General features: G+C 35.7%; 13 protein-coding genes. 8 read left to right on the top strand and 5 right to left on the bottom strand.

The features are described from left to right. Positions 1-20: 20 nt before the first annotated feature. Positions 21-1,091: a hypothetical protein gene (locus tag HW423_RS05815; protein WP_218930999.1), complete on the bottom strand. Its 1,071-nt coding sequence runs from the start codon at positions 1,089-1,091 to the stop codon at positions 21-23. Positions 1,092-1,319: 228 nt separating this feature from the next. On the opposite strand from HW423_RS05815, the gene HW423_RS05820 reads away from it, so the two are divergent. Together HW423_RS05820 and HW423_RS05825 are read left to right on the top strand one after the other, a co-directional pair. Next, a complete protein-coding gene (locus HW423_RS05820) occupies positions 1,320-2,129 on the top strand; it encodes an aldo/keto reductase family protein (protein WP_218931000.1) in 810 nt (269 codons plus the stop codon). 63 nt (positions 2,130-2,192) lie between these two features. Next, the gene (locus HW423_RS05825) at positions 2,193-3,689 is read left to right on the top strand and encodes an amidase (RefSeq protein ID WP_218931001.1); all 1,497 of its coding nucleotides are present in this window, start codon (positions 2,193-2,195) and stop codon (positions 3,687-3,689) included. A gap of 46 nt (positions 3,690-3,735) precedes the next feature. Here the strand turns inward: HW423_RS05825 and HW423_RS05830 are convergent, their stop codons facing one another. Further along, entirely contained in the window at positions 3,736-4,812 is a 1,077-nt protein-coding gene (locus tag HW423_RS05830) for a M24 family metallopeptidase (RefSeq protein WP_235956328.1), read from the bottom strand. A gap of 113 nt (positions 4,813-4,925) precedes the next feature. Between HW423_RS05830 and HW423_RS05835 the strand changes: the two genes are divergently transcribed. The 6 genes from HW423_RS05835 (at position 4,926) to HW423_RS05860 (ending at position 8,443) form a co-directional block, all read left to right on the top strand. Continuing rightward, positions 4,926-5,528: a TVP38/TMEM64 family protein gene (locus tag HW423_RS05835; RefSeq protein WP_218931002.1), complete on the top strand. Its 603-nt coding sequence runs from the start codon at positions 4,926-4,928 to the stop codon at positions 5,526-5,528. Positions 5,529-5,543: 15 nt separating this feature from the next. Beyond that, complete coding sequence (gene yidD / locus HW423_RS05840; RefSeq protein ID WP_218931033.1) at positions 5,544-5,816, top strand: membrane protein insertion efficiency factor YidD; 273 nt, start codon at positions 5,544-5,546, stop codon at positions 5,814-5,816. Between the two features lie 204 nt (positions 5,817-6,020). Then, entirely contained in the window at positions 6,021-6,341 is a 321-nt protein-coding gene (locus HW423_RS05845; RefSeq protein ID WP_218931003.1) for a nuclease-related domain-containing protein, read from the top strand. An 82-nt stretch (positions 6,342-6,423) separates the two neighbouring features. Further along, positions 6,424-6,780: a type II toxin-antitoxin system RelE/ParE family toxin gene (locus tag HW423_RS05850; RefSeq protein ID WP_218931004.1), complete on the top strand. Its 357-nt coding sequence runs from the start codon at positions 6,424-6,426 to the stop codon at positions 6,778-6,780. After that, entirely contained in the window at positions 6,770-7,036 is a 267-nt protein-coding gene (locus HW423_RS05855; protein ID WP_002339787.1) for a helix-turn-helix domain-containing protein, read from the top strand. The genes HW423_RS05850 and HW423_RS05855 overlap by 11 nt, the downstream gene beginning before the upstream one ends. Before the next feature lie 250 nt (positions 7,037-7,286). After that, positions 7,287-8,443 (top strand): IS3 family transposase gene (locus HW423_RS05860; protein ID WP_218931005.1). Its coding sequence is split into 2 segments (ribosomal slippage): positions 7,287-7,566 and positions 7,566-8,443, totalling 1,158 coding nucleotides; the frame shifts between segments, so codons are not numbered across the junction. Between the two features lie 495 nt (positions 8,444-8,938). On the opposite strand, the gene HW423_RS05865 is transcribed toward HW423_RS05860, so the two are convergent. The 3 genes from HW423_RS05865 to HW423_RS11130 all read right to left on the bottom strand — a co-directional run bounded on the left by HW423_RS05865 (position 8,939) and on the right by HW423_RS11130 (position 12,741). Continuing rightward, positions 8,939-9,391, bottom strand: coding sequence for an HIT family protein (locus HW423_RS05865; RefSeq protein ID WP_176244428.1), 453 nt, complete (start codon positions 9,389-9,391; stop codon positions 8,939-8,941). A gap of 48 nt (positions 9,392-9,439) precedes the next feature. Beyond that, positions 9,440-10,018, bottom strand: coding sequence for a recombinase family protein (locus HW423_RS05870; protein WP_218931006.1), 579 nt, complete (start codon positions 10,016-10,018; stop codon positions 9,440-9,442). Between the two features lie 254 nt (positions 10,019-10,272). After that, on the bottom strand, positions 10,273-12,741 hold the full coding sequence (locus HW423_RS11130; RefSeq protein ID WP_235956330.1) for a Spaf_1101 family AAA-like ATPase: 2,469 nt from the start codon (positions 12,739-12,741) through the stop codon (positions 10,273-10,275). Positions 12,742-12,837: the final 96 nt, after the last annotated feature.

Genomic DNA, 12,837 nt, shown 5'->3' on the forward strand with positions numbered 1-12,837 from the left:
ACTACCTAAATTATCTTCACTTAAGAAAATTGAATAAACATTCGGGGTATCGTCTCCATCGCATATTGATCAGTACTTAAGTTAAGTTCAGTTGAGAAACCTTCCGGTGGTGTCAATGTAATAAAGTACTCACCTTCAGGTAATTCATCATTAGTTAACCATTGTAGATAATCGTTGTAAGATCCATCATAGTACATTTCATTGGCATCCCAAACCATAATTCCAACATCGCTGGTACGTCTTCCATCTGAGCCACGCACTTCAGCGCCTAATCGGAATGTTTGTTCAACAGGAGCCGTTTCAATTAATTCAAATGCGCCATATACAGAAGATAAGTTTCCTAAAGTTTCTCCATTTAATCCAATTGTATAAAGATTAGGTGTTTCTGTTGGAATAGCTGATTGATTTGTAGTTGTACTAATTTGACTCATTGTTCCTTCTGGAGTTGTCAGTTCGATGTAATACAACCCTTCAGGTAATTCATTTGTCGTTAACCATTGTGCATATTCATTATATCCACCTTCGTATACCGTACTATTTTCATCATATACAGTAATTCCAACATCGCTTGTACGAGTACCATCTAAACCACGGACTTCTGCTCCAATGCGGTAAGTTTCACTGACCGGTTCGTTAACGAGCTCGAATGCACCGTATACAGCGGATAGACCACCTAAGTTTTTTTCATTGACATAGATTGAGTAAACATTTGGTGTCTCTGTAGCTGCTGCAAATTGTGGAGCCGTGTTATTAATTTGACTCGTTGTTCCTTCCGGTGGTGTCAATGTAATAAAGTACTCACCTTCAGGTAATTCATCATAAGTTAACCATTGTGCATATTCATTATATCCACCTTCGTATACCGTACTATTTTCATCAGATACAGTAATTCCAGCATCGCTTGTACGAGTACCATCTAAACCACGGACTTCAACACCAACGGGATAAGTTGCTTCTTGCTGTTGTTGAACAATCTCAGATTCAGGCGGAACACTTTCCGTTTGAGCTAGAGCTAAGGGTGTGACATGGGTTACGAATAAAAGACTTGTGAGGGCTATAGAAACTGAGTAACGTAAGCGTTTACTTTTCATAAAGAACTCCTCCTTTTTATAACTATATTATACCACTCATACAATTAAATTAAAGTTTTCGTAAAAAATCAGTCAATAAAGCGACAATAAATCAACAAAAAATCATAAATTATTCAAAAGTTAGAAAGTATGCATGTTTTGACGAAAACATTGGAAGCACTTTAGTAGGACGGTAGCCGATATTCTGATACACTTGTCAAAGAGATTATTAAAAGGGGTGTAAGTAAAGTGAACTTAATCACATTAAACAATAATAAGCAGATTCCAATTATCGGAAGCGGTACAAACACATTTGGTAAAGTAAATAATGACTATTCAGAGGACATTAATTTTGATACAACTGAATTACAATCAGCAATTACTAACGGATACAGACATTTCGATACGGCTATTTCTTATCGCAATGAAGCAGTAATTGGAAAAGCTATCACAGAATCAGATGTTCCTCGTGAAGAATTTTTTATAACTTCAAAATTACCTGGTAAACCAGAGTATACGAAAGATGAAGCAACGATTGATGAAGCTGTGAAAAACTCTTTAGAAGCATTCCAAACAGATTATATTGATTTATATTTAATTCACCATCCTTGGGATAATGATGAAGAAATGGTTGCAACTTGGAAAGTGTTAGAAAAACATGTGAAAGCTGGCACTTTAAAATCTATCGGAGTATCGAACTTCTCTAAAGATCAATTACAATTAATATTAGATAATGCAACGATTAAACCGACAGTTAACCAAATTAAGTCTCATCCTGGAGAATGGAATCATGATGTGATTGAATTTGGACGCGAACATGAAGTATTCGCAGAAGCGTGGTCACCTTTATCTGGTGTAAGTGATGCTAATCGCGTACGACTAAATGCTATCGGTGAAAAATACGGAAAATCTTGGGCACAAGTTGTCTTGAATTTCCAAATTGACCGCGAAGTCATTGTCATTCCAAAATCACACAACTTTGATCGTCAAAAATCAAACTTAGAAGTGTTCGATTTTGAATTAACTGAAGAAGAAAAGCAAGAAATTTACAACCTATAATAGCAAGCCACTTCTATTGAGAGAGGGAAGTGGTGTTTTTATATATACTTAAGGAGAGATGAGATGTTATTTAAAGAAGATGCAACTTACTATGCACAATTAATAAAAAGTGGTGAAACAACAGCGACAGAATTGGTGGAAAAAGCCATTCAAAATATTGAAGAGTGGAACGATACATTGAATGCCGTTGTACACAAGCAATATGAATTTGCAAGGAGTATAGCTAATCGCTTTGATCACTACTTTGAACAGTTAGACACCGGAAGCTATGGAGATTTACCCCCATTCTTCGGTGTCCCCATCCTATTAAAAGATTTAGGACAAAATCAAACAGGGCAAAAATCAACAAGCGGAGCCCGTTTAATGGATCAATTTGAAGCGACACAAACGGACAATTTCACCAAGAGTATTGAATCTGCTGGCTTTATTGTTGTAGGTAGGACGAATGTTCCAGAATTTGGTTTTAAGAATGTCAGTGATTCTGAGTGGACAGGTCGTGTAAATTCACCTTTAGATTTAAAACGAAACCCTGGAGGATCTAGTGGTGGAGGGGCGGCAGCATTGAAAGCAGGAATTGTTCCCATCGTCACGGCGAGTGATGGAGGAGGCTCTATTCGAATTCCTGCATCTTTTAGTGGTTTAATCGGTTTAAAAACAAGTCGTGGACGCATACCGGTTGGACCAAGCGATTACCGAAGCTGGCAAGGGGCGTCCGTGAATTTTGCATTGACTAAATCAGTTCGAGATACATGGACATTACTAAAATGGATGCAGACCGAACAGTTTGAAGCCCCTTTTATATTACCGCGAATACCACATGAGTTACTAGAAGATTTAGAGCAACCACTTCGTATTGCATATTCAATGAATACACCAATCGGACAACCAATGACAAAGGAAGCACAAAATTTAATGCAAGAAACAATTCGTGTATTAGAATCATTAGGACATACATTGGTTGAAGCAGAGCCTGAAATCGATGGTGTTAAAGCAATGCAAACGTACTATAAAGTAAATGGTGTTGAAACTGCTTCGATGCTTAAAGGGTTTGAACAGGTATTAAACAGACCAATGACACAAGATGACATGGAATTAATGAGTTGGGCAATTTACCAGTTAGGTTTAAATATTAGCGGAGTAGAGTATTCTGAAGTTTTATCTTATTGGGATGACATAACCGCTGTATCTGAAGCCTTCTTCAAGGATTATGATTTACTGTTAATGCCAGCAACAAACGGACCAGCACCACTACATACTGCTTTTGCTAAGGGGGATAAACTGTTGAATGACTTAAGGAATATTGAACAGTTTGATGTTCAGCAGCAACAACATCTAGTTTGGGAAATGTTTGCAGAAAGTTTAGCATGGACACCGTTTACTCAGCAAATGAATCTAACCGGTCAACCTGCAATTAGTTTACCAGTGCATAAACTAGATAATGGGTTACCGTTAGGTGCTCAATTTTCAACACGAAAAGGTGGAGAGTACTTACTACTTCAACTGTCTAAGCAATTAGAAGATGCTGGATACTTAGATACTTCAATTGTAGATACTTTATAATAAAAAAACTAGGACGGGTCATTCCAGACCGTCCTAGTTTTTGTATTTAATTAACTTCGATGATAAGAGGTTCTTTTGTCACGTGGTTTAAAACTTCACAACCATCTTCAGTAACAACAACTAAATCTTCAATTCGAACACCGAATTTTCCTGGTAAATAAACACCAGGTTCAATTGAGAATACCTGTCCTACCTTAGTTAATTCATCATTGTATTGTGATACATCACCAGCCTCATGCGCTTCTTGACCGATGAAATGTCCTAAACGGTGTGTAAAGTATTCACCGTAACCAGCATCGTTAATCACTTTACGTGCTGCTAAATCTATACTACTTAACGGAACACCAGGTTTAACCGCAGCTATTCCCGCTAGATTTGCTTGGCGAACAATATCATATACTTCCATAGCTTCTTCACTTGGTTCACCATAGAATACTGTTCGAGTCATATCGGAAGCGTAACCTTTATACATCCCGCCAATATCAAGAACGACTGGGTCTCCAACGTTTGGTAATGAATCGTCGGTTGTGTGATGAGGATCGGCACCGTTTGGTCCGTAACCAACAATAGGCTCAAATGCAAATCCCGAATGACCGGATTCTTTATAGTACCGAGCTAATTCTTCAGCGTATTCAGCTTCTGTTTTACCAGTAGTTAAAGAGTCGATTAATTTTTCCATGACTTGATCATTTAACAGAGAAGCTTCACGCATGATATCAATTTCTCCATCTGATTTAATTGCTCGGATATCGTCTAAGATATAAGAAGCATTGACTGGTTGTAAGTCTTTCTTGATACCCATTAATTCAAGTAAGAAGTGACTTGGCCATACTTTATCGATACTCGTTACACCATCCGTTAAGATTTCAGCAATTTGTTCCATAATCGCTTCGCCATCATGATAATAAATGACTGAATAAGCATCATTTTCATCAGCACGTGGGAATAAGTTATTTAGCACTAAATAATGTTTATCAGCTGCGGTAGCGATGAAAGCTAATAACCGTTCACCAGGTTGTGTATAATAACCGATTAAATAGCGAATACTGTATGTATCTGTAATAATCATATTATTAATGTCATGTTTATTCATTTCATTTACAAGTTGTTTTAATTTTTCCAAAAAATTCCCTCCACTTAAAGATTTAATTGCGTTACAATATATTATAGAGTATACAATGCGTTTTAAGTAGATGAAAGAATCAACTCACCCCAAAAATTTTTAGGAGTACGTGTATGAAACTAACTATCGAAACGAAGCGGCGCATCATTCGCTTCACGACAGTCATTGGTGTTATTATTACAATTGTCGGTTCAATCTACATTAGCCAATCCGAATACTTCCAACCAGACGGTGGCTTTTCTGATTTTCTGAGGAGATTAGGCTTTATGGCGCCGATTATCTTTATTTTAGTTCAAATTAGTCAAATAATTTACCCGATCATTCCTTTAGGACTGACCAATGTTATTGGGGATTTACTTTTTGGGCATCTGTGGGGGTTTCTGTTCAATACTATGGGGATGATTATTGGATCGGCGATTAACTTTGTGATTGGCGCGCGTTTCGGTCACGCAGTGATACGAGCTTTTATTTCAGACGATGATTATATAAAGTATATGGGAATTATGAATCATGGCCATCGTTTTAAACGCCTCCTTCGGATTGGCTTTCTCGCGCCAATCTTCCCAGATGATATCTTTTGTATGATTGCTGGGGTGTCCAATATGCGGTTTAAACAGTTTATTGGGATGGTCATTGCCTATCGACCTGTATCGGTTTTCATTTATACGTATTTCACATCGAATTTTATCCAAGTTATTTTTGATTATTTTAGTTAATAGAAGGTGAAGAACATTAAAAATATTATTATCAAACCTGTGAGATTTTACCAAAAATTTATCTCACCCGGACTTCCATCAAGTTGCCGTTATTATCCAACTTGTTCGAGTTATATGATTGAAGCCGTTGAAAAGCATGGCGCGGTGAAGGGAACGACGATGGGCGTGGCTCGAATTTGTCGCTGTCACCCATTTGCAGAAGGTGGCATTGATCACGTTCCGGAACACTTTACATTGAAGCGTCAGTATTTTAGAAAATACGGCGACCCACCACATCCAGAAAATTAACCTACTAGCAGCAAATGCTCGTAGGTTTTTTTAATTATTTTAAAATAAAAAAATGAAAATAGCTCTTTTTCTTGTATCTATATTTGTAACTATTTGTGGAAAGGGAGAAAATGATGTTACTGAAAATTTAGAACTTCATCTACAAGAAGAGAGTTATTACCGAGAAGGTTTAACTCAAAAAGAAATGGATAGTTTCAAGTCAATATGGATGGATTCAAGGGTGAAGCGGAAGTTTATCAATCACTAGTCAAATATGGGAATGTGAATTGGGTGTATCTTCATGATATATGGATATATGCTGGGAGAACAACACAACTTGATCTTGTAGTCTTATCTGGGAGTGGGGTTTATATTATCGATGCAAAGAATTATGCAACGGAGTTTGCCCATCAGTATCAACAAGCATTGGCGAATGGAGAGTTATTAAACAAAAGTATTAAGGAAGAAGAAGCAATTCTTGTTGCAAATTCTTCTATGGTTTTGTGCGAGTATTTGTTTACTAAGTATAAAGGATTAAATAGATAATAAAATGCATATTTTATAGTATACAATTCGAATTTTTATGTTATATACTATAATATAAAATCAATATATGATATAATTGGGTATGGAAAAAATATCTTTTGAAACATTTAAAAGACCTAATGGTCATGATGAATTTTTAGAATGGTTGGAAACATTATCAAAAAAAGATAGTGCGAAGCTTTTACGTACAATAGAAGAAACAGAAAAGAATGGGATGCTAGTAGCTCAACGGTTGAAATGGGTGAAAAAATTAGACACTAATTTGTACGAATTAAGAAGTAAGGTAGGATCAAACATCCAAAGAGCCATCTATTTCCATGTGGACAATGGAAGGTATGTCATTACTCACGGATTTACTAAAAAAACGGAGAAAACACCAATAACTGAACTCAAGCATGCAAAAGAACTTAGAGAGGAGTGGTTCACAAATGATGATTAAAAAATTGATTGAAGAAAAGAAAAAAGATAAAGATTTTGCAGAAGCATATGACCGTGAAGGAAGAAAACTCGAAACTGCGGTTGCTCTTTATCATGCTCGGGAGGAAGCAGGGCTAACTCAAGCGGAGCTTGCACAAAAAGCACATACAACTCAATCTACTATTGCTCGAATTGAGAGAGGGGATAACGTATCTTTCGATAAACTTGATGATATCGCCAGAGCATTAGGTAAAAAGCTGGTAGTAGAATTTGCTTAAAAGCGAGTTGAAAATATATCTATAATAGGCTCCTAACTAATCAATTAGTTTAGTGGGCCTTTTTTTACTAGATAGATAAAGGTTGTACTATAGTGTAAAAGACAATAAATTTTATACCAAAATTACTTTAAAGAGAACTAGAGAGAAAGGTACAATAAATGAAAACCATAAATCTGGATAGGCTACAATAAACTAGACAGAAAATATAAGGTGTGTAAACTATAAGAAAACACACTGGAGGAATCATTTTATGTCGCAAAGAAGAGAACGCAGAACCTATACGCAAGAATTTAAACAACAAATGGTCGATTTACTAAACTCTGGAAAACCAAGGGCCGATATCATCAGAGAATATGAACTAACACCATCGTCTTTTGACAAATGGGTCCGTCAGGCAAAAAAGACAGGTTCATTCAAAGAAGCCGATAATCTGACCCCAACGGAAAAAGAGCTTATAGCCTTACGCAAACAAAACCAACAACTTGAGATGGAGAATGATAGTTTAAAGCAAGCAGCGCTGATATTCGGACGAAAAGACAAGTGATTGATGCAAACAAGCATACATATTCCATATCAGCGATGTGTAAATTATTAAATATTTCCCGTCAAACCTATTACTACAAAACAAAGGAAAAGCCGAGTGAAGCTGCGCTTGAAGCCGCCGTAACAGAAGAATTCAATCGCAGCCGCAAGAACTATGGTACGCGGAAAATCAAAGCTGCTCTGGCAAAACGTGATATCCTAGTTAGTCGTCGCAAAATCAGTCAAATCATGAACAGACGAGGCTTGAAATCAAATTATACAAAGGCAAATTATCGAAAGCATACATCGAATGTCAATCACTCCGATATTGAAAATACCTTGGATCGTGCCTTCACTGAACGTGAACCTTTGGAAGCAATCATCACGGATCTGACCTATGTAAGAGTTGGCACAACGTGGTGTTATGTTTGTTTCATTATTGATTTATTCAATCGTGAGATCATTGGTCATTCCTGTGGTCCGAACAAAGATGCACCGTTGGTCAAAAGTGCTTTCCAAACTATCTCCCATCCTTTGACTGAAGTAAAAATCTTCCATACAGATCGTGGGAAAGAATTTGATAATAAACTGATTGATACGATCTTAGAGACATTTGACATCGAACGATCACTGAGCAAGAAAGGCTGTCCTTATGACAATGCAGTGGCAGAGTCAACCTATAAATCATTTAAAGTAGAATTTGTTTATCCGAATACATTTGACACATTGAATCAACTCAAACTGCAATTATTTGATTACGTCAATTGGTGGAATTATCTTCGGTTACATGGTTCTTTGGGATATGAGACACTAATCGGCATTCGAAATCTGAGATTGGCGGAGCGAATCCTTGATAATGAGCATGGATGTGGTAGCGTTGCGTAGTGGCCGATACATTTAATCGTTGCTTCGCCACGGTTGTTCCGCGTCCATGGTGGCTCGTTGTCAAGGACAATCGGATTAGATAACAAGTACTTGTTTTTTACACTTTATAATTTTTGTCAAAAAAAGGGTTGCCATTCCATTCACTTTCGTAGCAGGTTAATTTTTATAGCCCCTCTTTCTCAAATATTGGTTCTACACACAAGAGAAAGCGGAAATAATAACGATTCTATAGTTCTTATTGTTTTTATAATAATACAGCTCTTCCAGCGAGGTCAATTTTTGGTAATTCAGTTATTTATTCCTTTCCAGACCGTAAGTACTTTTGTCAGGATGTTATTGAATAAAATAAGAGATATACTATCTTGATTATCGCTAACATCTAAATTTAGCAGAACTAGGTAAACTTTCCCCGGAATTTGGGATACTACATGAGTCCGTACTTAAACACTGTACAGCAGATGGTTTCTTATGTTTAATTACACGACTAAATAACTCTTATTCATAATTCTTGTTCAAATACTCTTGAATGCTATTACGTATTTCATCATGCTTTATAGGGTTATAGGAGGTTTCTTTATTGTGCCAGTTGGAACTATCATATAGCCACACAGGCATTTTTTGTCGTTCTTTACTTTCCCAATCATAACGTGGAAAAACATGGGCATGCAAAAAATTATCAGTATTTCCTAAAATGTCATAATTAACTCTAGTAGGTGTGCAACTATGAATAATAGCATCTCCTAGAATACTCATGTCGGAAAGAAACTGTTCGCGTTCCTCTAAAGACAAAACATTCAAAGAGTTAACTTCTTTTTTGGGTAATAGCACACAGTAGCCAGGTAAAAATTGAACATCTCCAAAAACAGCATAGCCACCTTTTAATTCTTTTATCAGCATTGGATTAGTCCCATTTATTGCAGATAAAATTCGATTCTCGTACCATTCCATGTAAATCACTCCTTTTTGACTTGGATAATTTTTAGTATAGCAAATTATCTAATCACTCAGCTTATTACCTGATGTTTTTATAATTTTTCTTTTATTACGCGTCAAAGTGCTCTTACTGATTCCGGTCATTTTCTCTACTTCTTTATAGGAATGGTCCTCCAATAGGTTCATAGCCAAATTGATTTGTTGCTGGCTGAATTTTTTCGGTCGCCCTTCCCGGAAGTCGGGTTTCTGTTTGGCCAATTCTTTTCCCTCTTGTGTACGCTCCACAATCAGATCCCGTTCAAAATCCGCAAAAGCACTGAAAATCGTGAAGATCAATCTTCCCGTGGACGTATTTTCAATAAACCTCAGATTCAACACATTGATCCGCACGCCCTTCTCAAATAAAAGTTTGATCGTGTTCAATGCGTGTTGCGTGCTGCGAGCGAAGCGGTCCAACTTCGTCACAACCAAAGTATCCCCTGTCTCAATTTCCTGAAGGAGTTTTTGGAATTCGGGGCGATCACTTTTTGTTCCCGTAATTTTCTCGAAGTAAACCCAATCGCAGCGTTCCTCCTCGAGTTGACGCAGCTGCCCTTCCAGATCTTGCTGGCGGGTACTCACCCGTGCGTAACCATATTTCATCTTTTTTTACCCCCCTTTTTGAACATAAGTTATGACACCTTTATTTCCCTTGATTTTACTGGACCTCGGAAGCATAGTCAATACTCTTGAGTTATGACTATGGTTACTAGGATTTATATTTACAATAATTGAAAAACGTAATTAAAATGCCGCTTCCTTTCGGAAACAGCATTAGAGGTTTAACCCTTATTTTTATAAACGATACGTAGAGAAAAATTTGAGACAAATATTATCCGAATACAATTAAACTCGATTTAACTAATTACGTCGTTAAAAACGCTCTGTCTGTGTTTAAAGGAGCCTGGTCCACCTTCTAGGATGTTCAGAATTTCCTTTTTTATAGGTGGACTTAGAGCATACCCATATTTCGATATCCAACCATGCTCTCCATCTGATTCCATTATAATCACGTTTTCCGATAAGGAATTGGTAACAAGGGTAGAATTATGAGTTGCAATGATTATTTGCCTTTTTTCTTTTAATTGGCGTAATTGCTCTACTAAGTTTTTGTATATATACCTGCTATCCAAATTATCTTCTGGTTGATCGATGATTACAGGTTTATGATTGTTAGAGAAGTATCCATGACTTAAAATTAAATTTAATATAGTTACCACTTTTTGACCGAGTGACAATTCTTTAATATCTTTAAAAATACTTTTTAACTGCCTAGAAGATTCGTAAGCATTGACATCAAACTCAATAGTGAACTCTTCCACAGCATTTAGCTTATTTTTATAATACGCTAGAAGTTTGCTAATATTGTTAGCTCTTAAAAAGTCGTCTAGTAAAACGACCATTGCGTCATAGCTATTTGATGGAGTCAAATTCTCTTTATCAAGATTAGGTGCTCTTTGAATTCTTGCGAAAGAGCTGATAGGGTTAAACTCTAGAGACATAGTTTTATTAATACATAGTTTTATAAATTCATTAAAAGAGAGTGTCCTAATTAAGTAATGAATGTATTCTGTTGCTTCTTTTTGTGTTATGTCATATTCTCTACTAATTCGAGATTTTGGAATTTCCAAACTATGGGGTAATTCATATACATTTACATTCTTTTGGATATAGACAATTCTCATTTTATCTTTTTGAGATAGATTATAGGGATTTATTCTGGATTCAACTTTACTTTTTCTTTCTTCCAAAATTTTTCCTATGTTACCCAGGAATTTTAGCAGGCCATTGTTACTGTTGAATTTGATTTTTTTTCCTAATGCATCTAGATATCCATCACTAAAGAACAAATCTTGTATAAAACCTCCAAACTCATTGTTGTTTGCTTTTTCAACAAGTGAATTAATAGAGTACCTATCATCGTAGAATTTTTCTATAGTAGCTTTTCTATGCGCTTGTTTTTCAGCTATGAATTCATTTGATTTTATTTTGGTTATTTTATACACCGATACGAATTTTCTCAAAATTTTTTGTTTAATCTTATTTTTATTGTAGTAGATTTTTTCTCTATAGATTGACGGATCTAGATCGCTAAGATCTGCTATTAATTCTACCGAAGATCCAAAGTGTGGTAATTCCATAGTTACAATATATTCTTCATTATAGTAGTGAACCAAAACCGATACTTCCCCATGTTGACTAAAAAAGTATAGATGGCTATCATCTTTAAATTCTTGGGTCAATACGAAGTTTATTAAATCTAAAGCAGTACTTTTCCCGGTTCCTCTCCCTCCTATATAGCTATTTAACGACGGGGAATATTGGACACAATAATTGGTTTTATTCTTCCCAGTCAGATAACCATCTTTAGTGTAATCGATATGTAGCCCCTCGATGAATATATTCGGAATTTGGGGATTTTCTAAACTAACTGTAATTTGATACTCTTCTAGAGCTTCAAAAAAGGAGTTAGTTGAGTTGTTAGCAACTTTTACCCACATACTCTCTGATGGGATTTCTTCATGAGAATGAGCATCACAATCTAAAATAAAGCACTTATTACTTTTATATATACTAGTAAAATAACTATTATATCTTGGAATTTCTTTGTCGGAATTAACCCCGATAAATTTAGAATAGCGACCGCTTAATAATTCTTTTTTATACCCACCGCTATATATATTCTTTTGACTAAATAATTCTGAAGTATTTATATGAGCTATGTATGCATAGCACTGTTTATCATAAAAATCTTTAAGGACATCGTAGCTACTTTTCATGACGCCATACTCTTCTGAAATAATATGATCAGATAGCCACTGTTCAACTTCTCCTAGTTGCTCTGCTCGAAACATCCCCACAACGTGGAGCCTATCCGCACACGTAATTTCGATACCATAAATTACATTACAGTGCTTGTGCACATTGTTTCTATAATTATCTAAAGCTTTTTGTAATTTCACAATCCCTTTCGTAGTATTATGATCAGTTACAACTACAATTTCATAATTATTTTTTAATAACTGATTTGCTATTAATAAGTATGAATAAAATTCCTTTTTCGTTTCAAAAATAGCCAATTCTTCGTTTAGTTGTACTTCGCCAATTAACGCAGCAATCTCTTTATCAAAACTACTAACAATATGCTCATGAAATAAATTTTGTTCAGTTAGCCTTTTATAATCATTCCTATTCCATTCCGACTTGAATCGGTAATCATAGGAAGCTGGAGTATGCACATGAAATAATGTTTTCTTATAGTCTCCCGTCATATTTTTGCTAGTTTTTATTTCTTTATATTTTTCAACTATCTGTTTATTTAACATTCCTCAGGTATTCCTTTCTCATTTTATAGTGGTAACATTTACAGTATTTCAATCTCTTTTTTTATACTCTGATTATCAAAAAAAATCGGTGTTAGA

This window comes from Ruoffia halotolerans, from assembly GCF_014049385.1.
GTDB classification, from domain to species: domain Bacteria; phylum Bacillota; class Bacilli; order Lactobacillales; family Aerococcaceae; genus Ruoffia; species Ruoffia halotolerans.